At 57.7% G+C, this 22,948-nt stretch carries 22 protein-coding genes; 12 read left to right on the forward strand and 10 right to left on the reverse strand.

Annotation, left to right across the window (positions count from 1 at the left end; all coding sequences use genetic code 11):
• Positions 1 to 3: 3 nt before the first annotated feature.
• From HBA54_RS00140 to HBA54_RS00190, 11 genes are all read left to right on the forward strand, one after another.
• Complete coding sequence (locus HBA54_RS00140; protein ID WP_167220296.1) at positions 4 to 618, forward strand: DUF2062 domain-containing protein; 615 nt, start codon at positions 4 to 6, stop codon at positions 616 to 618.
• Positions 615 to 1,385 (forward strand): pyridoxine 5'-phosphate synthase, encoded by a 771-nt coding sequence (locus HBA54_RS00145; protein ID WP_167220297.1) that lies wholly within the window; start codon positions 615 to 617, stop codon positions 1,383 to 1,385. Before HBA54_RS00140 ends, HBA54_RS00145 begins: the two co-directional genes overlap by 4 nt.
• A 24-nt stretch (positions 1,386 to 1,409) precedes the next feature.
• Entirely contained in the window at positions 1,410 to 1,817 is a 408-nt protein-coding gene (gene acpS, locus HBA54_RS00150) for a holo-ACP synthase (protein ID WP_167220298.1), read from the forward strand.
• A gap of 46 nt (positions 1,818 to 1,863) precedes the next feature.
• Positions 1,864 to 2,658, forward strand: coding sequence for a signal peptidase I (lepB, locus tag HBA54_RS00155; RefSeq protein ID WP_240932420.1), 795 nt, complete (start codon positions 1,864 to 1,866; stop codon positions 2,656 to 2,658).
• Positions 2,645 to 3,382 (forward strand): ribonuclease III, encoded by a 738-nt coding sequence (gene rnc, locus HBA54_RS00160; protein ID WP_167220299.1) that lies wholly within the window; start codon positions 2,645 to 2,647, stop codon positions 3,380 to 3,382. Before lepB ends, rnc begins: the two co-directional genes overlap by 14 nt.
• Positions 3,379 to 4,293, forward strand: a complete 915-nt coding sequence (gene era / locus HBA54_RS00165) for a GTPase Era (protein ID WP_167220300.1) — start codon at positions 3,379 to 3,381, stop codon at positions 4,291 to 4,293. The genes rnc and era overlap by 4 nt, the downstream gene beginning before the upstream one ends.
• Positions 4,294 to 4,335: 42 nt before the next feature.
• On the forward strand, positions 4,336 to 5,103 hold the full coding sequence (recO, locus tag HBA54_RS00170) for a DNA repair protein RecO (protein ID WP_167220301.1): 768 nt from the start codon (positions 4,336 to 4,338) through the stop codon (positions 5,101 to 5,103).
• On the forward strand, positions 5,100 to 6,356 hold the full coding sequence (locus tag HBA54_RS00175) for an NAD(P)/FAD-dependent oxidoreductase (RefSeq protein ID WP_167220302.1): 1,257 nt from the start codon (positions 5,100 to 5,102) through the stop codon (positions 6,354 to 6,356). Before recO ends, HBA54_RS00175 begins: the two co-directional genes overlap by 4 nt.
• Before the next feature lie 79 nt (positions 6,357 to 6,435).
• Positions 6,436 to 8,667, forward strand: coding sequence for a DNA topoisomerase IV subunit A (parC, locus tag HBA54_RS00180; RefSeq protein WP_167220303.1), 2,232 nt, complete (start codon positions 6,436 to 6,438; stop codon positions 8,665 to 8,667).
• Between the two features lie 136 nt (positions 8,668 to 8,803).
• Positions 8,804 to 9,349, forward strand: coding sequence for a TRAP transporter small permease subunit (locus HBA54_RS00185; protein ID WP_322095951.1), 546 nt, complete (start codon positions 8,804 to 8,806; stop codon positions 9,347 to 9,349).
• 4 nt (positions 9,350 to 9,353) lie between these two features.
• Positions 9,354 to 10,931, forward strand: a complete 1,578-nt coding sequence (locus HBA54_RS00190; RefSeq protein WP_167220304.1) for a TRAP transporter large permease — start codon at positions 9,354 to 9,356, stop codon at positions 10,929 to 10,931.
• A 117-nt stretch (positions 10,932 to 11,048) separates the two neighbouring features.
• Here the strand turns inward: HBA54_RS00190 and HBA54_RS00195 are convergent, their stop codons facing one another.
• From HBA54_RS00195 to motA, 7 genes are all read right to left on the reverse strand, one after another.
• Positions 11,049 to 12,182 (reverse strand): TRAP transporter substrate-binding protein, encoded by a 1,134-nt coding sequence (locus tag HBA54_RS00195; RefSeq protein ID WP_240932421.1) that lies wholly within the window; start codon positions 12,180 to 12,182, stop codon positions 11,049 to 11,051.
• Between the two features lie 194 nt (positions 12,183 to 12,376).
• On the reverse strand, positions 12,377 to 13,147 hold the full coding sequence (locus HBA54_RS00200; RefSeq protein ID WP_240932422.1) for an arginyltransferase: 771 nt from the start codon (positions 13,145 to 13,147) through the stop codon (positions 12,377 to 12,379).
• A 101-nt stretch (positions 13,148 to 13,248) separates the two neighbouring features.
• Entirely contained in the window at positions 13,249 to 14,226 is a 978-nt protein-coding gene (locus tag HBA54_RS00205; RefSeq protein ID WP_167220305.1) for an alpha-E domain-containing protein, read from the reverse strand.
• Positions 14,219 to 15,607, reverse strand: coding sequence for a circularly permuted type 2 ATP-grasp protein (locus tag HBA54_RS00210; protein WP_167220851.1), 1,389 nt, complete (start codon positions 15,605 to 15,607; stop codon positions 14,219 to 14,221). Before HBA54_RS00210 ends, HBA54_RS00205 begins: the two co-directional genes overlap by 8 nt.
• 236 nt (positions 15,608 to 15,843) lie before the next feature.
• Entirely contained in the window at positions 15,844 to 16,317 is a 474-nt protein-coding gene (locus HBA54_RS00215) for an RDD family protein (RefSeq protein WP_167220306.1), read from the reverse strand.
• Positions 16,318 to 16,383: 66 nt separating this feature from the next.
• On the reverse strand, positions 16,384 to 17,388 hold the full coding sequence (locus HBA54_RS00220) for a flagellar motor protein MotB (protein WP_167220307.1): 1,005 nt from the start codon (positions 17,386 to 17,388) through the stop codon (positions 16,384 to 16,386).
• A gap of 19 nt (positions 17,389 to 17,407) precedes the next feature.
• Positions 17,408 to 18,271, reverse strand: coding sequence for a flagellar motor stator protein MotA (gene motA, locus HBA54_RS00225; RefSeq protein WP_167220308.1), 864 nt, complete (start codon positions 18,269 to 18,271; stop codon positions 17,408 to 17,410).
• Between the two features lie 185 nt (positions 18,272 to 18,456).
• Between motA and HBA54_RS00230 the strand changes: the two genes are divergently transcribed.
• Positions 18,457 to 18,942 carry a flavin reductase family protein gene (locus HBA54_RS00230; RefSeq protein WP_167220309.1) on the forward strand — a complete coding sequence of 162 codons (486 nt, stop codon included), beginning with the start codon at positions 18,457 to 18,459 and terminating at the stop codon, positions 18,940 to 18,942.
• Between the two features lie 26 nt (positions 18,943 to 18,968).
• On the opposite strand, the gene HBA54_RS00235 is transcribed toward HBA54_RS00230, so the two are convergent.
• The 3 genes from HBA54_RS00235 to HBA54_RS00245 all read right to left on the reverse strand — a co-directional run bounded on the left by HBA54_RS00235 (position 18,969) and on the right by HBA54_RS00245 (position 22,875).
• On the reverse strand, positions 18,969 to 20,141 hold the full coding sequence (locus HBA54_RS00235; protein WP_167220310.1) for a trans-sulfuration enzyme family protein: 1,173 nt from the start codon (positions 20,139 to 20,141) through the stop codon (positions 18,969 to 18,971).
• 5 nt (positions 20,142 to 20,146) lie between these two features.
• Positions 20,147 to 21,529 carry a pyridoxal-phosphate dependent enzyme gene (locus tag HBA54_RS00240; protein WP_167220311.1) on the reverse strand — a complete coding sequence of 461 codons (1,383 nt, stop codon included), beginning with the start codon at positions 21,527 to 21,529 and terminating at the stop codon, positions 20,147 to 20,149.
• A gap of 116 nt (positions 21,530 to 21,645) precedes the next feature.
• Entirely contained in the window at positions 21,646 to 22,875 is a 1,230-nt protein-coding gene (locus HBA54_RS00245) for a threonine ammonia-lyase (protein ID WP_167220312.1), read from the reverse strand.
• Between the last annotated feature and the right edge of the window lie 73 nt (positions 22,876 to 22,948).

Below are 22,948 nucleotides of genomic sequence, written 5' to 3' on the forward strand. Positions count from 1 at the left end.
GGAATGTTCAAACGCCGTCAGCCTCTACCGATCCTAAAGCGCGCCTTTGAGATCCTCTGGCCGAAAGGGGGGTGGCGGCGCTCGGGCGCCTATGTTGCGCATCGTCTGAGGCGTTTGCCCGGAACGCCTTATCGGATTGCCGCGGGCTTCGCCTCTGGTGCAGCGATCTCGTTCACCCCATTTATTGGGCTCCACTTCATCCTGGCGGCGGTTATAGCAATTGCGCTTCGCGGGAATTTGCTGGCCGCCGCTATCGGCACGGTTGTTGGCAATCCCTGGACATTTCCCTTCATTTGGTTATGGATTTACAGCCTGGGAACGTGGCTTATTGGTAGCGATGACTTGACGGCGCTCCCGCAAAGTCTTTCATTTGAGTACATATTTGAGAATCCGCTGAAGGTCTTGCTGCCGATGACGGTGGGCGGCGTGCCTACAGCGATTTTCGCCTGGTTCGTGTTTTTCTGGCCTATTCAGCGGACGGTGGACCAGTACCAGAAGGCAAGACGACGACGCACGCGGCGGAAGCTTAGACGGTTGAAGAATGCGGATCTGGGCCGCGAACGGCCCGGGCATCGGGGAGCTTTGACGGGGGCGACAAACTACAAGAGGCAGCGATGAAGCGGCACCTACGACTTGGCGTCAATATTGATCATGTTGCGACGATTAGAAACGCTCGTGGCGGCATGCACCCCGATCCTGTTCGCGCAGCGCGGATGGCAGCGGCAGCAGGCGCCGATGGGATTACCGCCCATCTGCGCGAAGATCGACGACATATCTCGGACAAGGATATAGAGCGCCTGACAGAGGAGCTTGAAATTCCTCTTAATCTGGAGATGGCCGCAACCGAGGAAATGCTTGATATCGCTCTGCGCCATCGACCGCATGCTGCCTGCCTTGTGCCCGAGCGGCGGCAAGAAAGAACGACAGAAGGCGGGTTAGATGCCGCAGGGGGGCAAAATCATCTGAAGCGCTACGTCACAAGCCTACGTGAAGCAGGGTCCCGTGTTTCTCTGTTTATTGAAGCTGATGCCGTGCAGCTTGAGGCGGCTGTGTCGTTGGGTGCTCCGGTAGTTGAGTTGCATACCGGCGCTTACTGTGATGCCTTCCTTGAGGACCCAATTGGAGAACGGACGAAAGACTGTCTCAAAAGGCTTAAGGATGCTGCCTCGCGGGCCGAAGAACTGGGCTTGGAGTGTCATGCCGGACATGGTTTGACCTTCGATACAGTCGTTGCTGTGTCGGCAATTCCCGCGATTGCGGAGTTGAATATCGGACACTTTCTTGTGGGGGAAGCGATATTCGGCGGGTTTGATAGCTCGATCCGTCGCATGCGCGCCCTGATGGATAAGGCGCGAGCGGAGGCCGGGGGTGCGCGTTCGGCATAGGCTGCAGGCAGGAAGTGTGTCGAAATGATACTGGGGCTGGGAAGCGACCTGATCGACATAAGGCGGGTCGAAAAGACGCTGGAACGCTTTGGAGAGCGGTTTATTCAGCGTTGTTTTACCGATACTGAGCGCCGCAAGTCCGATCGGCGTGCGCAGCGGGCGGCCAGCTACGCAAAGAGATTTGCAGCGAAGGAAGCCTGCGCAAAAGCACTGGGCACGGGTGTTCCCAGAAGAGGTGTTCACTGGAAAGACTTGGGTGTCGTCAATCTGCCCAGCGGAAAGCCGACGATGGCGCTGACGAGAGGGGCGGCGCTACGTCTTGAAGAACTGACGCCAACTGGGATGAAAGCACAGATTGACATTACCATCACAGATGACTATCCGCTGGCCCAGGTAGTTGTAATCATTTCTGCTCTTCCGGACGATACCTGAATGATCAGGACGCCGGGCATGGCGGAATCTTGTAAGTAGAGAGGCAATGGATAAGTTCATGCGCAATAGAGGCTCGGATACCGAACCGGACAAGAGTATCGAGGAGGGGCCGACTTCGGTCGGCGCCTTTCTTGAGACCCTTCGCACCGTCGTAATTGCGGTTCTGATCGCCTTGGGCGTTCGTACCTTTGCCTACGAGCCGTTCAATATTCCCTCCGGCTCCATGGAGCCGACATTGTTGATCGGGGATTACCTGTTCGTTTCAAAACTGTCTTACGGATATAGCCGCTATTCGATCCCTTTCAGTCCCAATTTGTTTGATGGAAGGGTTTTCTTCACGGAGCCGGAGGTTGGTGACGTTGCCGTTTTCCGCACACCGCTGGATGTCAAAACAGATTACATAAAGCGTATTGTCGGACTTCCTGGAGATCGGATCGAGGTTCGGGAGGGAGTGCTTCATATCAATGGAGAGCCTGTAAAACGCGAGCGGTTGCTGCCGTCGGAATTGAATGAAATCGATTATCCCTCGGCCTCCGGTGCTGTCTACATTGAGACGCTCCCAAATGGACGAACGCATCTCATCCACGAGCAGCTCCTCGACCGGGGTCCTCTTGATGATTGGGGTCCGAAGACTGTCTTGCCGGGTCATTTGTTTGCGATGGGTGACAACCGCGATAACAGCCAGGACAGCCGTTCCAACGTGGGACAGATACCTTTCGAAAACCTCGTCGGCCGCGCTGACGTTCTGTTCTTCTCTCATGATGGCGGCTCGGCCTGGTGGGAGTTCTGGCGTTGGCCCGGCGCCATACGCTTTGGCCGGATCGGCGATGTCATCGAATGATCAAGATGAATCCGGCGGTAGGGCTGGAACTGAAGGGTATTTCCTGAAAGTTCTGGAAAACCGACTTGAACACCAGTTTCAGAAGCCCGGGCTTCTGGCCCTTGCCCTGACACATCCGAGTGTTTCCGCTGATCCTTCGCACATGGGCGGCGACTATGAGCGTTTGGAATTTCTCGGCGATCGTGTCCTGGGTTTGGTTGTTGCTGAGATGCTTTTTGCAAGATTTCCGAAGGAAGCTGAGGGAAAACTGGCGCGTCGTCACGCCCAGCTTGTCCGGAAGGAGACGTTGGCCTCTGTGGCCAGAGACCTGGACCTTGGATGCTTCATGCGACTGGAAATGGGTGAGGGCGAATCAAGCGGCCGCAACAACCCGAGCCTCCTCTCAGATACCTGCGAAGCGGTCATTGCCGCGCTTTATCTGGACGGAGGTCTCGACGTCGCCCAGCGGTTCATCGCTACCAACTGGTTTGAGCGGATAGAGGCCGATATTGCGCCCCCCTCGGACTCAAAAACCAGGCTGCAAGAATGGGCGCAAGGCCGTGGTTTGCCGCTGCCAAACTATGCTGAAGTAGCCCGCAGCGGGCCGGCGCATGCGCCTATGTTCACAATTAGTGTCGAGGTTCAGGGCTATACACCGCTCGAAGGAGAGGGGCCGTCGAAAAGGATCGCCGAGCAAGATGCAGCGACGAAACTGCTTTCCTTGTTGGAGGGGGCGCAGCTATGAGCGAGGTGCCAGCAGGTAAGCAGAGATGCGGCTTCGTCGCTGTAGTGGGTGCGCCCAATGCCGGCAAGTCGACCTTGGTGAACCGTTTGGTCGGCGCCAAGGTCTCGATTGTCACCCACAAAGTGCAGACCACGAGAACAAGGGTTCGCGGCATCGCGATTTCCGGCGATAGCCAGATTATCTTTGTCGATACGCCGGGCATCTTTGGTGCGAAGCGCCGATTTGAACGCGCAATGGTGCAGGCGGCCTGGGCGGGGGTTGAGGATGCTGATGCCGTGCTCGTGGTGCATGACGCCGGTCGGAAAAACATTTCAGACGAAGCGCGCATGGTGATTGATGGGCTTGCTGGGAAACCTTGTGAACTTATTCTGGTGCTCAACAAAATCGACCTCGTAAAGAGAGAACGCTTGCTCGAGCTCACGGCGCAACTCTCTCAAGCAGGCAATTTTGCGAAGGTATTCATGATTTCCGCGCTCAACGGTGACGGCGTCGCGGATCTCATCGACTTTCTGGCTTTGCGCATGCCGCTGGGGCCCTGGCATTTCCCGGAAGATCAGCTTTCCGATATTACGCTGCGGCTGATGGCCTCTGAACTTACCCGAGAGAAGCTGTTTTTGAATCTGCATCAGGAACTGCCTTACGCCCTGACTGTTGAATCCGAAAGTTGGGAAGAGTTCAAGGATGGGTCAGTGCGCATTGAACAGACGGTTTATGTGACGCGCGACCAACACAAGGCCATGTGTCTGGGGAAAGGCGGTCGGACAATTCGCGCAGTTCGAGAGGCAGCTCAGGCCGAATTGAAAGAGGCGTTGGGTCAACCTGTCCATCTGTTTATCTTTGTCAAGGTCAGAGAGAACTGGGCCAACGATCCGGAGCGCTATCGAATGTTAGGGCTTGAGTTCGATGCCTAGCTCTATGCGCTCTGACCGGTCGCCGAAACGAGCTACTCCACGATGAAGTGGGAAGACGAAGCTGTTGTGCTGGCGGCTCGCCCCCATGGAGAAACATCGACTGTCGTACAGCTTTTAACGCGCTTTCATGGCCGGCATGCGGGGCTGGTTCGAGGTGGCCAAGGCGCACGTCTGAGGGGGCTCTACCAGGCCGGCAACCTGGTGACAGCGGTCTGGAGCGGCCGTCTAGCAGAGCATCTCGGAAACTTCGAGTGCGAGTTGGCCCGTTCTTATGCCGCTGAAGTGATGGATGACCCGGATAGGCTGGCGGCGTTGGTCGCGGCGGCGGCAGTTTGTGAGGGCGCGATGCCGGAGCGTGAGCCGCACCCAGCTTGTTATGTAGGGCTATTGGCGCTGCTCGACGCCCTTGAGGGCGACCACTGGGCTGAAGTCTATGTGCGTTGGGAGACCGGACTACTGGCCGAGCTCGGCTTCGGACTTGATCTTAGCCGATGTGCCGGCGGTGGCGATAACGACCAGCTAAGTTATGTCAGTCCGAAATCAGGACGCGCCGTATCCCTGTCTGCCGGGGCGCCATTCAAAGAGAGACTGTTGTCTTTGCCCGGGTTCCTGCTTGGTCGCGGTGAGGGGGGCGCGCGGGAGGTTGCTGAAGGCCTTGAACTGACCGGTTTTTTTCTTGAACGCCACCTGTTCCACTCACACGATAAGCCATTGCCTAAGGCAAGACAGCGCCTCGCTCAGCGGTTCGCCAAGGATGAGCTTGTATCCGTGCACGATCGCCGAGCAATTTCCTCAGAGCAAGACCCATGAGCGACGACCTCAACGAAACGGGCCCGATAGTTGTCGTGGGGGCGGGTATTGTCGGTGTTTGCTGCGCGCTCTATCTCTTGCGTGATGGCCATCAGGTGACGCTGTTGGATCGTGGCGCGCCTGGCGAGGGTACATCGTTCGGAAACGGGTCGATCATTACCGAGGAAGCGGTTGTACCAGTACAAACGCCGGGCATCGCCAGGAAGGTGCCCGGCATGTTGATGGACCCTTTAGGCCCACTTGCGATCCGCTGGCGATACCTCCCAAAACTTGCGCCTTGGTTGCTCCAGTTTGTTCGGGCAAGCAGTCCGGATCGTGTGGAAGAGGTATCCATAGCGCTGCAAGCGCTGTTGAGTGGGGCCCGGACAGCCTATGACCCGCTTGTTGGTATGGGCGGGCTGCAGGATATGATCCAACGCTCCGGCTGGCTTTCGGTATACGAGACGGAGGCTGGATTCCAGTCCTATGAACCCCTGCTGGAACTACAGCGGCGGCGCGGCGTCGAATTCGATGTTCTGCCGGCGGAAGAGCTTCGGCAACTGGAGCCAAGCCTGGCGCCGATATTTGAGCGCGGCGTGTTCTATCCGAATGTGTCGCACACAGTGGACAATTTTCGTTTTGTACAAGAGTTGGCGACAACCTTTGCCAGATCGGGTGGGCAAATTCGAAGAGAGCGGGTGGTGGGTTTTGACCAGGTTGAAGGCTCGGTCACGGCAGTCCTCACCGAGGCGGGGCGGGTCGACTGTCGCGCGGTTGTAATCGCCGCCGGTGCTTGGTCCAAGAACTTGACGGCTATGCTCGGCAGCCGCCCGCCCCTGGACACAGAGCGCGGGTACCACCTTACGCTGCCGCATCCAGGTGTCAGTCCGCGCCTGCCGATTTACTCAACAGAGCGCGGATTCGTCTGCACGCCACTGGAACAGGGGCTTCGCATCGCCGGCACCGTTGAACTGGGAGGCCTGAACGCCGCGCCGAATTGGCGGCGGGCGGAGGTGTTGTATGAAAACGCGAACCGCTGGTTTCCCGGCCTTGATCGCCGGGAGGAAACCCGCTGGATGGGTTTCAGGCCCTCGATGCCGGATTCCTTGCCTGTAATCGGCCCCGCGCCGCACCACAAAAATGCCCTGTTTGCCTTTGGTCATGGGCATTGCGGGCTTAGTCTTGCCGCCCGTACCGGCGCGCTGATCGCCGCTCTTGTTGAGGGCCGGGATCCGGGCGTAGACATGGCACCCTACAGAGCCGATCGCTTCTGACCCCGGCTCCAGGCTCAGGATGTATTGATATCGGGGCCATGTTGGCTACTGTAACGGGTAGTTCAACTGTCGATTCGCAATGAGTGCTATGGCTTCCTCTGCTGCCGGTGAGATTCGCGACGTCAAGCTTTCCGATGCCCTGTCGGAGCGCTATCTGTCATATGCCCTGTCTACTATTATGGCACGTTCGCTGCCTGATGTGCGAGACGGCCTGAAGCCGGTTCACCGGCGTCTGCTCTATGCCATGCGCCAGTTGAAGCTTGACCCAAGCTCTGGTTTCAAGAAGTCCGCTCGCGTGGTCGGTGACGTAATCGGCAAATTTCACCCGCATGGCGACCAGGCGATCTATGACGCCTTGGTTCGGCTGGCCCAGGACTTCTCGCTACGGTTTCCTCTGATCGACGGCCAGGGCAACTTTGGCAATGTCGACGGCGACAACGCCGCAGCGATGCGGTACACGGAGGCGCGGCTGACTGAGGTTGCCGCGGCCCTTCTGAACGGGATCGATGAGGACGCGGTCGACTTCCGTCCGACGTATGATGGGGAAGCAGAGGAGCCGGCGGTCTTGCCGGCTGCCTTCCCCAACTTGCTGGCAAATGGAGCCCAGGGCATCGCCGTGGGGATGGCGACTTCAATTCCACCTCACAATGTTGGCGAGATCTGTGACGCTCTTCTTCATGTCATAAAGACACCCAACGCGACCGTTGAGAAGCTCGTCGATTTGATGCCGGGCCCCGACTTTCCGACCGGGGGGATCTTGGTTGAGGCGCGGGAGAACATTCTCGAGGCCTACAAAACCGGTAAGGGAAGTTTCCGCCTGAGAGCGCGTTGGGAGAGCGAAAAGATAAAAGGCGGTGGCTATCAGATCGTGGTGACCGAGATACCTTTCCAGGTTCAGAAGTCACGGCTGATTGAGAAGATCGCGGAACTTCTCATTGCCAAGAAGCTGGCGATGTTGGCTGACATACGCGACGAGTCCACCGATGAGATTCGTCTTGTCTTGGAGCCCAAGAGCCGGAATGTCGACCCCGATGTCCTGATGGAATCGCTCTTTCGGCAGACTGATTTGGAGACTCGCGCCAGCCTCAACATGAATGTGCTGAACGCTGACAACACACCGAAAGTCATGAATCTTCGTGAGGTTCTGCGCGCTTTCTTGGATCATCGTCACGATGTCTTGAAGCGGCAAACGCTGTTTCGCCTCGGCAAGATCGAACATCGCCTTGAGGTGCTTGAAGGCTATCTGATCGCGTATCTCAACATTGATGAGGTCATCCGTATCATTCGTGAGGAAGACGATCCCAAGGCACGGATGATAAAGCGCTGGAAGCTTAGCGACATACAGGCAGAAGCAATTCTTAATATGCGGCTGCGTGCTTTGCGCAAACTCGAAGAGATCTCGATCCGCGAGGAACACACCGCGCTGACCAAGGAGCAGAAGGACCTCAAGGGCTTGATGAAAAATGAAGGCCGCCGATGGTCTATCATTGGTGATCAGGTTAAGGAGATCAGATCGCAGTTCGGGTCGAAGACCGATCTTGGGGCGCGGCGTACGGAGATTGGCGCACCTCCGTCCGGGGTCATTGTTCCCCTCGAAGCTGTTGTTGAGCGTGAACCCGTAACGGTGCTTTGCTCCGGTATGGGGTGGGTCAGGTCTTTGAAGGGACATCAGGAAGACGTCACAGACGCCAAATACAAAGAGGGTGATCGAGAGCGCTTTGTGGTCCATGCGCAGACGACGGATAAGCTTCTCGTATTTGCCACCAATGGCCGTTTTTACACACTGGGCGTTGATAAGCTTCCTGGCGGACGCGGCTTCGGTGAACCACTGCGTCTGATGACGGGCCTACCCAATGATCAGGACATTGTCGGTCTGCTTGTGCATGAGCCGGGCCGCAGGCTCATGGTCGCCTCATCGGATGGCCGGGGGTTCATCGTCCCGGAGGACGAGGTCATTGCCCAGACCAAGAATGGGAAGCAGATCTTGAACCTGGCGCAGGGCGCCGAAGCGGCTGTTTGCTCTGCAGTTGACGGAGACCACGTCGCTGTAATTGGCGAAAATCGTAAGCTGATCATTTTCCCGTTGGAAGAACTGCCGGAGATGACGAGAGGAAGAGGGGTCATCCTGCAGAAATACAAAGACGGCGGCTTGTCCGATGCGAAGACGTTCTACTTGGCTGATGGCTTGTCCTGGGCAGCGGGGGCTGGGCGTACACGAACAGAGACGGACCTGTCGGCTTGGGTGGGCAAGCGATCTCAGGCCGGTCGCTTGCCACCGAACGGTTTTGCCCGGTCGAACAAATTCAGCTGAGTACTATGATTTTCCGTTGTTATCCGGGCTTTTGCGGCCTATAAGCCGGGGTAATTAAAGAAATAAAGAGTACTGAACAGGGGTTGATGTTGCCCGTTATCCTATCGGGCCATTCCAGGGGGGCTCAGCGGTTCTCGTGAAGGCGCTGGCAGTTTTTGTCAATCTCGTTGATTCCATCAATGAGTATGTCGGTCGGGGCGTCGCCTGGATGACGCTGCTGATGGTCCTTATTACCTTTGCCGTTGTGATTCTGCGCTACGTCTATGCCGTTGGCTGGGTGTGGCTGCAGGAGTCCTATGTGTGGCTTCATGGCATGGTTTTCATGTTCGGTGCGGGCTACACATTGCTTCACAACGGCCATGTGCGCGTCGATATATTCTATCGTCCCAACGATACCCGCTATAAGGCCTGGGTCGATCTGGTCGGATCGCTTCTGCTCATCATGCCTTTGATTGTGATCGTTTTTCTTGTGAGCTTCGACTACGTCGCTGCATCTTGGATGCGGTTGGAGGAGTCGAGAGAGGCCGGAGGTCTTCCCGGCCTTTTTCTGCTGAAAAGTGTGATTCTGGCCTTCTGCGTTTTGACAGGTCTGCAGGGCCTCTCTCTAGCAGGCCGAAGTATCTTGGTTCTGGCAGGTCATCCAGAGTTCAAGCCCGACGATCAGGAAACGGAGCCTATCTAGTCTCATGGATCCTGTACTCCTCGGGGAGATTCTCTCACTTGTTATGTTTGCGACGGCCTGTGCAGTTCTGCTGCTTGGGTTCCCGGTCGCTTTTACGCTTGCCGGTGTTGCCCTTGCCTTTGCCTTTCTCGGCTTTGGCTTTGGCATTTTCGACATGCGTCTTCTGGGCGGTCTGGCGTCGCGCTACTTCGGCGTGATGGTGAACGAGCTGCTGGTGGCCGTCCCGCTCTTTGTCTTTATGGGCGTGATGCTGGAGAGATCGAAGATCGCCGAGCAACTGCTGGAAACAATGGGACTGATGTTCGGGCGCCTGCGTGGCGGCCTGGGCCTCTCGGTTATTTTTGTGGGCATGCTGCTTGCGGCTTCGACCGGAATCGTCGGTGCGACCGTTGTCACCATGGGCCTGCTTTCGCTGCCCTCGATGCTGAAGGCCGGTTACGATCCGCGGATCGCGTGTGGCACTATCTGCGCCTCAGGCACCTTGGGGCAGATTATTCCGCCTTCCATCGTATTGGTGCTTCTTGGCGATATTCTTCAAGGGGCCAATACGGAGGCGCAGTTGGCGCTGGGCAACTTTGCGCCGGATCCGGTCTCTGTGGTTGATCTCTTTGCCGGCGCCTTTCTTCCGGGAATGATGCTGGTCGGGCTCTATATGCTTTGGATCCTCTTTTCCGCCTGGAGGCGCCCAGAGGCCTGCCCGCCGCTAACCCGCGCTGAGGGGGACGACGAGGATATCGGTCCCAGAATTCTGCGCGTACTCATCCCGCCGGCGTCACTCATCGTTCTGGTACTTGGATCGATACTGCTGGGTGTAGCCACGCCGACAGAGGCGGCGGCTATGGGCTGCGTCGGTTCACTTCTTCTCGGGGGCAGGGCGGTCGTCCGGGAAAAGCCCTGGCCGGTCTATATAGCGGCATTTTGTCTGATAGCACTGGTTCCCCTGGTTACGTCATTTGATCTGCGAATGCAGCGTGATGTAGTGCCAACTGGCGATCTTGTGGCGGCGATTGCCGCCGGCGCCTGCATCTTTGCACTCTCGTTCGGGTTGGTGATCTCTATCGGCCGCGTTCATCGCAGCGGAATCCTGATCGATGTCATGCGGACGACCGTCAAGATCTCCGCGATGGTTTTCGTCATCCTTTTGGGAGCATCCGTATTCAGTTTGGTTTTCCGTGGACTAGGTGGTGAAGAGATCGTCTCTGACGTCCTGAATGCCATGCCCGGTGGAGCTTTTGGTGCCATGCTGGTCGTGATGGCGCTCATGTTTGTCATGGGCTTCTTTCTGGATTTCATTGAGATCGTCTTTGTGGTGGTCCCGATCGTCGGGCCTATCCTGCTTACTATGGGCCTCAACCCGGTCTGGCTGGGTGTTATGATCGCGGTCAATCTGCAGACATCTTTCCTGACACCCCCCTTTGGGTTTGCGCTTTTCTATCTGCGCGGGGTGGCGCCGCCGAGTATCACGACAATGGACATCTACCGCGGCGTTCTGCCTTTTGTGGTGATACAGATCTTCGGTCTCGCCCTGATCGCGGCCTTTCCGGCGATGGCGACATGGCTGCCATCAGTGCTGTTTAGATAAAAAGCAGGGTTATCATGGCTCGTTACGAATACATAAAGAAGAGGCCGGCGGGTTAACCGCCGGCCTCTTTTTTTGTGTCCGGATTTCAGGGCCAACTGTTGGCCCGATCAGAAACCGTCAATCAGCCCATTTGAAGGGCAGGCCACGTGCGTTGTAAAAGGCCTGCTCAGAGACCTTGGCATAGGCGATGGCCTGCTTGCGGAAGGTGACGATTGAATCCATGACTTCCCGGCTCAGGGAATCTGCCGAAGCGAGGTCGCCGATGACCGTGCCGGCGAGTGTTCCAAGCGCGTTCAGCACGTCGTCAGGGAACTTCTTCAGGATAACCCCGTGTTCACTGACCAGCGTATTGAGCGCCCCGTTGTTCTTGGCGACAAACTCATTCAGCACGTAGCTGTTGGCGTAGGCATTCGCTGCGGTAACGACGGCTTTCAGGTCGTCGGACAACGCCTCCCAGGTCTCCAGATTGACGAAGTTGTCCAGTAGGGTCGCGGGCTCATGCCAGCCGGGATAGTAGTAGAATTTAGCACTCTTATAGAGGCCGAATGCCAGATCGTTGTAAGGTCCGACCCATTCGGTGGCGTCGATCGCGCCGGATTGCAGTGCGGGCGGGATTTCACCACCAGGCAGGTTCACCACATTGCCGCCTGCAGCCTTCACGACTTCGCCGCCGAGGCCGGGAATGCGCATTTTGAGGCCCTTATAGTCCTCAAGGGAGTTGATCTCCTTATTGAACCAGCCACCAGCCTGTACGCCGGTGTTGCCTGAAGCGAAGAACTTGCAGCCCAGTTCCTTGTAAACCTTGTCGGCGAGTTCCTGACCTCCGCCGAACTGGATCCAGGCATTCTGCTCCTGGGCATTCAGCCCGAAGGGAATGGAAGCGATAAACTGGGTGGCCGGGATCTTGCCCTTCCAATAATAGGGTGCCCCATGGCCCATCTCGATGGTCCCGCTGGCAACCGCGTCCATGGTCTCAAAGGGGGGAACGATCTCACCACCGCCGAATACCTCGACTGTCAGCTTGCCACCTGAAGCGCGGCTGATGAATTCGGCCAGCTTGTTGGCGCCAGTGCCAAGTCCGGGAAAATTCTTCGGCCACGTCGTTTGCATACGCCACTTCATCAGGCCTTGCGAAATCGCCGGTGCTGGAAGGCTTGAAGCGGTTACCGCACCCGTGGCGGCAGCAACGGTCGCGGCCCTTTTTATGAATTGACGACGTTTCATTTCCTTACTCCCCCAAGTAGAAGACATGGTCCGTAGCGTAGCTTTGATATCACGCTTCCAGGACCCAAAAGCGACACCCTGCCCCTAACCCAGAAAGAGGGACAAGGCAACAAACTGTAAAGCCCTGCGACAATAAGTGCCTGTGCAGGCCTGCGCAACCAGGGCGTCCATTCCCGCACCGGAATATGTGTTGCCCGTTGTCGGCACAATGGAAAACGAACTCATTCGACGATCAATTCCCAGCCGTGAGTACCAAGGCCCTCAAGCGGACGAAACCGGGTCTTGTAGGCCATTTTGCGGCTTTGGTTGATCCAGTATCCCAGATAAACATGCGGTTTCGAGCGCCTGCCGGCTTCGTCGATAAGCCAGAGAACGACATAGGTCCCTAAAGAACGGCCAGACTCCCCTGGCTCGAAGAAGCTGTACACGGCAGAAGGACCGTCACGTAACCAGTCCAGCAGGCAGACCGCTATCAAACGTCCTGATGCGTCACGGAATTCAGCCAGTAGCGTGTCTACGTCGCTCGACTCGACCATAGATTGATATTCCTGCAGGCTCATCCCCGCCATCTCACCATCGCCGTGTCGTGATGCGATGTAGCGGCGGAATAAGTCGAACTGCTCCTGGTTTGCCTTGGCGGCAACCAATTCGACGGAAAGGTCCGCATTTGCCCGCGCAATGCGTCGCAGTGATTTTCCTGGTTTAAATTCGGAAACCACCACGCGCACCGGTACACAAGCGTTACAGTCCGCGCATGCCGGCCGGTAGGCAAAACGGTGGCTACGCCTGAAACCCGCAGGGGCAAGGTGATCGTAACCCGACCGGGCTTGTGGGCCGTGTATCTCCGTCAGCAGCTTGCGCTCCAAGCGATTTGGCAGGTAGGGGCAGGGGGTCGGCTCCAGGACATAGAAGTGCTGGAGAGGACCAAAGCTTTCTTGCTCTCTCGAGAACGAAGCGCGTGTTGAACGGTCTTGCTCCATATCTTCAATCAATCGGCTCTTGGCTCGGCAGCTTCACAATGCCGGGTCCGCTATAGTATTTCAGTCTGGCGCAGATATCTGCCGCTTTTGGCCACTCTTCGTCAGTCCTCATGCTACTGCGCCGCGTCGCTCTCCAGGAATGGTGGATCCCCGAAATAAGCGGTTCCAAGCTCGGAGTGGATGTTGATCAACTTTATCTGAATCCAATCGATGAACTCGTGGAGGCCTTTATTGACGACTTCCTGTACCGTCATATCATCCAACACAGCACAGAGCTCGTCCAGTTCCTCCAGCGCGCGGCCACCCCCTCTCAGCCGGTATGTGGAGCGTAACTCTGTAAGGCGATCATCGATTTCGCGAATGCAGGCCTTAACAGAGCGCGGAAACTGCGAATGAAACAGCAGAAAGCCGGCCACCTCGGTCTGACTGAGGCCACTTGGATAGACCCGACGGAAGGCGTGATAGCCTGCTGCAGAGCGCAACACGGCGTTCCACTGACTGACGTCAAAGGGCGATCCGACGGTTTCGTCGTTTGGCAGGAGCAGGTGATATTTAACATCCAGCAATCGGGTCGTCTGGTCGGCGCGTTCTATGCATCGCCCGATCTGATAAAAGAACCAACCTTCATCTCGGTAGAAAGTACCCTCCGTGATCCCTGTGTGGGTTTGGCAGGTTTCCTTGACGGTGTTACAGAATCGAGCCAGACGGGGCTCAGTCAATTCCTCGCGTTTGAGACTCTTCAAAGTATTTGAGAAGATGTTGAGTTGAATCCACATCTCCGTGGAGATGAGCGGCCGCAAGGTCCGCGCGTTGGCGCGTGCTGCATTGACTACGGAGATGATCGAAGTCGGGTTGGTTTGATCGAGTGTGTAAAAGTACAACACACTATCCGCGTCGGCTCTCTCGTTGTTCTTGAAGAACCGCTCTTCGTCTCTGTAGAGCTGAAGAATCGATTGCCAGTTCTGCCAGCCTCTGGAATCTCGGCTGAACGTCTCATTGACGTCCAAGACGCGCGCCAGGTTCTCGGCTCTTTCTATGTAGCGTGCCATCCAATAGATGGCCTCGGCGTAGCGGGAGAGCAGTCTACTCAAGGACCCAGGTATCCTTAGAGCCCCCGCCTTGGGAGGAATTGACGATGATCGAACCCTTTGTCAGGGCCACGCGCGATAGACCACCGGGAAGAACCCAGGTGGACCTCCCGGTGACGGCGAAAGGCCGAAGGTCGACATGCCGTGCCCCTACACCGTCGTCGGTCAAGGTCGGGCAGACTGAAAGATTGACCATCGGCTGGGCAATGTAGTTACCCGGGTCGGCCAGAATTTCGGCCCTGCACTTTTCCAGTTCTTCCCGGCTGGCCCGCGGACCGATGGTGATCCCGTAGCCGCCGGCTTCGCCGACGGGCTTTACCACGAGGCTTGCCAGGTTATCGAGCGTGTAGGCAAGGCCTTCGGCTTCTCGACAAATGTGTGTTTCAACGTTGGAGAGGATTGCTTCTTCATCAAGGTAGTAGCGGATGAGCCGCGGCATATAGGCGTAGACGGCTTTATCGTCGGCCACGCCGGTACCGACTGCATTTGCCAGCGCAACATTTCCCTTTCGATAGGCCGCCATCAACCCCTTCGCACCAAGTACGCTCTCCGGATTGAAGACGTCCGGATCAAGAAAGTCGTCGCCGATCCGGCGATAGATGACATGCACCGGGTGCAGACCGTCGATACTTTTCATGAAGACACGATCGTTCTCGACGACCAGGTCGCTGCCCTCGACGAGTGGAACCCCCATCTCACGCGCCAGAAAGATATGCTCGAAGTACGCGGAGTTGTAGGTGCCAGGTGAAAGTAGGACGACCTGGGGCGACGGGATGCCTTGTGGGGCAACGTCGACCAATGCTTCATGCAGTTTCTGGCCATAATTTGAGACCGGGCGAATACCGATGTTGGCCATCAGGTCGGGAAAGCTGCGCTGCATAAGGTGGCGGTTCTCGACGACGTAGGATACTCCTGACGGGCATCGTGCGTTGTCCTCCAGGACAACGAAGTGGCCATCGTCACCTCTGACCAGATCGGTGCCGTTGATGTGCACATAAGTACCGTTGGGAACATCTACTCCGCACATCTCCGAACAGTAGTTCGCATTGCCTTCGACAAGGTCGCGCGGAATGACACCGTCCTTCAGGACCTTTTGGTCATGATAGATGTCCCAGAGGAAGAGGTTCAGGGCACGAACCCTCTGGGTAACGCCAGCTTCTATGGTATTCCAGTCCTCTGAGGAGATGACCCTTGGGATTACATCAAAAGGAAGAATTCGGTCGATGGCGTCCTTTTGCGTATAGACGGTAAAGGTGATCCCGAAACTGTAGAGTTCCAGCTCTGCGTCGCGGGCCCGACCGCGCAGGTCACCCAAATCGAGAGCACTCAAACGATCCTGTATGCGCAGAGTGTGCTCCGCCGGCGCATGCTGGCCTCCCAGCATCTCGCAGAAGAAGCCCTCAGAATGATAGGCGGACAAAGGGCCAGAGGCCGCCGCGCCTGTGGTTTCCAAACTACTGCTCCCTGCTGTTCTCCAGGCCCGTCCCCAAAACGCGCCCTGCCGGAATACACCGGATCGTTGTGTTGATGGAATTATTGCAGGGATTGCCTAGGCGAAGCCAGCATTCTGTGCCGATATCTGGCTTGGGTGTTCGAATTCGAATGTGCAGGGCCGAGCAATCACCCGGGTGAACGGACAACCAGCGTGTTCGCCAGAATGTCGTGCAGGGTCCGGCCCCGCTCGTTGAAAAGGGCCATCAGCAAGACCAGCCAGGCGGTCAGGCTGACCGAGACATAGAACAGGATCGTGACGATGACGGCCTGAAGAAGGCTGAGACGCTGACCATCCCAGCTTCGCGCTTCCACGCCGAACAGGCGCATTCCGGGGGTCGCCCCGCGACCGGCCAGGAAAAGGCTGTGATAGGTGAGGGGCCAGAGGGCCAGGATGAGCGCAGCAACGGGGCTGAGCAAGCCCAGTGTCAGGAGGCCCATGATCGCCAGGACAACGCCAAGGCAGAGGCCGATTATGGCAATGATTGTGACGTCAACCAGATAGGCAAGACAGCGTCGGGGTAGCAGACCGGTATAGAGTCCCGGAATGGTCGAAAAGGGCGGTGGTGTCCCGACCCAAGGCGGCTCTGGCAGACTGCGCATGGGGTGAATCTAGGGATGCCGACAGGACGCCGCAAGTCCGCAGCCGTTCTTGGTCCGATCGTTCGGTCAGCCGTCCGACTCGTAGACCGGCTCGTTGCCAACGGGTGCCTGACGCAGAAGAACGATGGAGATCCGTCGGTTGCGCGGCGAGAACGGATCTTCCTTTATGAAATGCTCCTGATCGGCGCGCCCTACGACCGACGCAATTCGACTTGCGGGCAGGCCGGCGGCGATCAACGCGCGCCGGCTTGAGTTTGCGCGGTCAGTTGACAGTTCCCAGTTCGAATAGCCGTTGTCTGATGAATAGGGGGTGGCGTCGGTGTGGCCCTTGATGGCAACCGGGTTGTCCAGCTGATCGATGGCATTGGTGACCAATGCCAGGAGGCGTTGCGTGTGCGGATACATCGATGCCGAGCCGGAAGCGAACATCGATTTGCCTTCCTGATCGATGATCTGAATTCGCAGCCCTTCGGGGGTCTGATCGACGACGAGATTTTTGGCAAAGTCAGCGAGGTCAGGGACCGCGGCGATTGCCTGCTGCAGCTCGGCCTCGGCCGCATCAAAGCGCTCCTGCTCCAGTTCCTGGGCAAGGCGATCGACCTCAGTCGGATCTACCGACTGAGGGCTGCCGCCCGGATTCTCCGCCATGTTCTGGCGCTGACCCGGCTTGCTTCCTTCGGTCGGGTCTTCGACCGGATCTTTGCTGTCGTCATCCTTTTCCTGGCTTGCGCCCGGAAGCGACACCGTGACCCCGACCGGCGAGGTATCGTTGGACAGCGAACCTTCCGAGGTCATCGTCTGGCCACCCAAGACACCGTTGGAGCCGCTTGTGCTTTGGGAAACGCTCTCAGGAGCGAAGGCCGTCACCGGTGTGAAGTATTCGGCGATACCGCGTTTCTGTTCCTCTGTCGTGGCGTTCAGCAGCCAAAGCAGCAGGAAGAAGGCCATCATGGCCGTAACGAAGTCAGCGTAGGCAACCTTCCAGGCGCCGCCGTGGTGACCACCGCCGCCCTTCTTGACCTTCTTGATAATGATAATCGGGCGTTCGGCGTCGTTCGCTCCCGCTGCCATATCGGACTACCCCGCGCCCCTAGCTGACCGGGGGAAGGGCGCCGACAGCCTCTTCAACCTCATAGAACGTCGGGCGCTCATGGCCGACCAGGGCCTTGCGGGCAAACTCCACGGAAACGGCGGGTGCAGACCCATGCATATGGGCCAAAAGCGCAGCCTTGATGACGTGAAGGAACTTGATCTCCGCGTTATAGACGGACTGTGCCTTCGAGGCGATGGGGCCGAGAAAGCCGTAGGAAACCCAAACGCCAAGGAAGGTTCCGACCAGGGCGCCGCCAATCAGCTTACCAAGGATCTCCGGCGGTTCGCTGATCGAGCCCATGGTCTTGATGACGCCCAGCACGGCAGCCACGATCCCCAGAGCCGGCATGCCGTCGGACATCTGGGTCAGGGCATGGGCCACTTCGGAATGCTCGTGATGGACCAGCTCAAGCTCTTCATCCATCAGCGCTTCCATCTCGTGCGGATCCTCTGACCCGAGCGTCAGCATCCGCAGATAGTCGCAGATAAAGGTCGTCGCAGTGTCGTTTGCCAGGACACCGGGGAATTGTTGAAAAAGGGCCGACTCTTGTGGTTTTTCGATGTGTTGCTCCAACCCCAGGTTGCCTTTGGTCTTGGCGACCTTAAGGATCTGGTAGAGCAGCTGAAGCAGCTCAAGATAGTGCTCCTTCTTGAACTGGGAGCCTTTCATGGACTTGCCGAGGGCGCCGCCGGTCGCTTTGATAACGTTTGCGGGATTACCGATGACATAGGCGCCGATGGCCGAGCCAACGATGATCACCACCTCGAAAGGCTGCCACAACACGCCAAGCTTTCCGCCCATGGCCATGTAGCCGCCGAGCGTACAGCCGATGACGATCAAAATGCCGACAATGAGCCCCATGAAGCCCCAATCCGTGATCTATGGCTATCCAGTAAAGAAGCTCAGAAGGTCGCGGATTTGGGTTAAGAAGTGGTTTAGTTCACCATTCAAACCGCTGCTAAGGGCCGGATTGCAGTGGCTTTTGTGCAGGAGATCGCATTAAGATCCGCCGCGCCAGCCAGTTGTGTTATTTACCGGATGCTGAAATGAGCTTTGATTCCCTCGCCTTTCGCCAGGTACTGGGCCGATTCGCCACGGGTGTGACCGTTGTAACCACGCGCGATTCCGTGGGGGCGAACTGCGGTGTGACCGTCAATTCGTTCGCCTCCGTGTCGCTGGATCCGCCCCTCGTGCTGTTCTGCCTGGATAAGGCGGCGATGAGCTTTGAGGCCTTCAGCCGGACGGGGCAGTTCGCCGTTAACTTCCTCTCGGCCGATCAGCATGACTTGTCGATCCGTTTTGCGACGGCTGCGACGGACAAGTGGGATGGCATTGCTTACGACCTCTGGCCGTCAGAGATCCCGGTCCTGAAGGATTGTCTGGCGAACCTCGGCTGCCGTAAGGAAGCGGTGCACGAGGGGGGGGATCACGTCATCATCGTTGGCCGCGTGGAAATCCTAAGCCTGGATGACGACAAGGGACCGCTTGTCTACTACCAGAGCGGCTACCGGGAGCTCGGCCGCTCTATCTAAGCTGCGTTGTTGCGTTAAGCCCGCAGTCAAGCCAAAGCGTTTTGTATGTCGGCAACCAGGTCGTCTTCGCTCTCGATGCCAACGGAGAGGCGGACCAGTCCATCGCTGATTCCCAGATCCGCACGGATCGATTCGGGAATCGAAGCATGGGTCATGATCGCCGGATGCTCAATCAGGCTTTCGACGCCGCCAAGGCTTTCTGCCAGGGCGAACACCTGTACACGCTCGAGAAACCGGCGTGCGGTATCCAGCCCACCTTTCAGCACGGCGGTAACCATGCCGCCCGGTGCATCCATCTGCTGCTGTGCCAGATTGTATTGCGGGTGACTTTCGAGGCCGGGGTAGTACACCTTTTCGACTTTGGGGTGGGCCTCCAGAAAGTCGGCGACGGTCTGTGCGTTGCTGCAATGACGTTCCATGCGCAGCGCCAGTGTCTTAAGGCCCCGTAAGGCCAGGAAGCTGTCGAACGGCCCCTGCACGGCGCCGACCGCATTGTGGAGGAAGGTCAGTTGTTCGGCGAGCTCGGCATTCTCACCAACCACCAGAACGCCGCCGACCATGTCTGAGTGACCGTTCAGGTACTTGGTTGCCGAGTGCATAACCAGGTCAAAGCCCAGTTCAAGAGGGCGCTGTACCCAGGGCGATGCGAAGGTGTTGTCGCAGGCGCAGATGAGGCCATGCTTTTTACCTAAGGCGGCAATGGCTTCGAGATCCACGAGCTTCAGGAGCGGGTTTGTCGGCGTCTCCACCCAGATCAGTTTGGTCTCAGGCCGGATGGCGGCCTCCAAGTCTTCGGTCTTGGAAAGATCGACGAAGGAGAAGGAGAGTCCTGCCGAGCGCTTTCGGACGTTCTCAAACAGGCGATAGCTGCCGCCATAGAGATCATCCATCGCGATAATGTGGCTGCCGCTGTCCAGGCAGTCGAGGGCTGTGGCGATGGCGGAAAGACCGGACGCGAAGGCGAAGCCCTGTTGACCGCTCTCAAGGTCTGCAATGCAGCGTTCATAGGCCATGCGTGTTGGGTTTTGTGAACGGCTGTATTCATAGCCCTTGTGAACGCCCGGACTTTCCTGAACGTAGGTCGAGGTGGCGTAGATCGGCGGCATGATGGCCCCTGTCGAGGGGTCGGGGGATTGGCCGGCGTGGATCACACGAGTCGCAAAAGCGGGGCGGTTCCGGCTTCTTGTGGAATCTGGCATAGCGGCTATTTCATCCGTCTGCGGAGGTGGTTTAGCAGGTCGATCCTTGTGATCAAACCGAGGAAATCGCGCCCGTCGAACACGATCGCCACCCTGCCTTGCTCAAAGATCGGCAGCAATGTGTCGATCGACTGATCTGCGCCGATAGTCTCGAGCTTCGATGTCATGGCGCTGGAGACCGGGTCTTTGAACCGCTCATCGTCCCCGAAAACCCTCAGTAGAATATCGCTCTCGTCGATGATGCCGGCGATCTGACCGTCCTCGCTCAGGACAGGAAGCTGAGAGATCTCATAGAGCTTCATGCGGCCATAGGCGACCAGCAGGTCATCGCTTGGGGCAACGGTGACAGTACCATGCTCATCATGGCGACGGCTGATCAGATCGCGAAGATCGCCTTTCTGCGGCCTTTCAATGAAGCCTTGGTCGATCATCCAGTAGTCGTTGAACATCTTTGAGAGATACTTGTTGCCGCTGTCGCAGACGAAAGTCACAACCCGTTTCGGTTCGTTCTGCTCGCGGCAGTAGCGCAGCGCGGCGGCGATCAGCGTACCGGAAGACGAACCCGCCAGAATGCCCTCGATGCTCAAAAGATCTCGGGCTGTCGTCAGCGACTCGCTGTCGGGGATCACATAGGCCTTTTTGACGTTGGACAGGTCGCAGTTGTCGGGCAGGAAATCCTCGCCAATACCTTCGACGATCCAGCTGCCGACTTCATCTTTCAAAACGCCGGTCTTCACATAGTCGGCCAGGATCGAGCCTTCCGGGTCGGCAAGGACCATTTCGGTCTTGTCGGACACTGAAGCGAAGAACCGAGAGAGGCCGGTGATGGTTCCACCCGAACCGACACCGCAGACCATGGCATCCAGGTCGTGATCCATCTGCTCCCATATTTCCGGGCCCGTCGAGGTAAAGTGAGCCTGCGGGTTCGACGGGTTGGAAAACTGATCCACGAAGAAGGCACCGGTCTCGCCGGCGATGCGGGCGGCGATATCCTGATAGTATTCCGGATGGCCTTTTCCGACATCGGATCGGGTCAAGATAACTTCGACCCCCAAGGCACGCAGGTGGAAGATCTTTTCCTGGGCCATTTTGTCCGGAACGACAAGGGTCAGGTGATATCCTTTTTGGGCGGCGACCAGGGCTAGCCCAAGGCCGGTGTTGCCGGCGGTGGCTTCGATCAGTTTCCCGCCTGGCTTCAGGGTGCCGTCCTGTTCTGCCGCTTCGATCATGGACTTGCCGATACGGTCCTTGATCGAGCCGCCCGGGTTCTCGCTTTCGAGCTTGAGAAAGAGGCGACAGGGGCCGGTGTCGGTTTTCGTCACCTCCATCATCGGCGTATTTCCGATGCGGTCCATGACACTGTGAAAGACGGCGCCTTTTTGGGCCATTGTCGGTTCCTCCCAGGCTGAGCAGCGACGACTCTTGGGCATGTTGGACCTATCCCCTACGGGATTAGGCGCCGGCCCGCAAGGTCCGGTATCCAGGTGTCGCTGTCAAAGAACGGTCAGAGGGTCCCCTGGGCCGAATGATCGGAGAGAATCCGGGCCGGAAAGCCATCGGCCTGGAGGCTGGCCACCACTTCTTTGACGTGTTCGGAGTTCCGCGTCTCCAGGACGACATCGACGTCCGCCTGTTTTGCCGGCACATCATAAAACAGCCTTTGATGATATACCTCGATGATATTGCCGCCGGTCTTGCCTATCAGGCTGGCAATACGGGCAAGAACGCCGGGCTGATCGATAATACCGATACGAAGGCGCACCATACGCCCGTCGCGGATGAGGCCGCGGGTCAGGATGCCGGAAAGCAGTTTCAGGTCGATGTTGCCGCCACAGATGACGACCGCGACTTTACGGCCCGCAAAGCGCTCCGGATTGGCCAGAATGGCGGCTATGCCCGCCGCGCCGGCGCCCTCGGCGACGAGCTTTTGCTCTTCCGCGAGCCGTTGGATGGCGTTCTCGATGTCGCTTTCTGCAACGACAACGATATCGTCGACAAGTTTCTCGATGATTGGCCGTGTTAACTTACCGGGAACCTTGACGGCGATTCCGTCGGCCAGGCTATGGCCGCCCTTCATCGTGTTTCTGCCCTTGATGGAATCGGACATGGAGGGAAAGAGTTCGCTCTCCACGCCGATCAGCTGTATTGCGGGATTGGCGTCTTTGGCCACGGTTGCAATAGCCGACATCAAGCCGCCCCCGCCGATGGGCACGACAATCGCTTCTATGTCCGGGCTGTCCTCCAGGATTTCCAGGCCCACGGTTCCCTGTCCCGCGATCACATCGGAATCATCGAAGGGATGTACGAAGGTCAGGTTCTCATCCTCGGCGATCTGATAAGCCGCCTGTGCCGAGGCGTCCAGGGTATCGCCGGTTAGCACGATGCGGGCGCCAAAAGCACGCGTCCGCTCAACCTTGGAAAAGGGCGCAAATTCCGGCATCACGATGGTTGCGGGGATGCCGAGACGTTGGGCGTGGTAAGCGACCCCCTGGGCATGGTTGCCGGCGGACATCGCGATCACGCCGCGTTGGGCCTCGTCTTTAGAAAGGTTGCTCAGCCGAATGTATGAACCGCGGTCCTTGAAGGAGCCGGTGTGCTGCAGATTCTCCAGCTTCAGAAAGAGTTCACAGCCCAGGCGCTCGGAGAGCCTGCCGGCGCGAACCAATGGTGTCCGAATGACCTGTCCGCGCAGCCGCTCGGCCGCGTCGCGAATGTGTTCCAGGGTCGTTGTCATTCCTGCCTTCCCATTATCGGCTGGCCGTCTTGGTTATATGTCGGGCAGCGGGGCCTTCGCCGGTCCGATCTGC

This window comes from Pelagibius litoralis, assembly GCF_011683915.1.
GTDB lineage: Bacteria > Pseudomonadota > Alphaproteobacteria > Kiloniellales > Kiloniellaceae > Pelagibius > Pelagibius litoralis.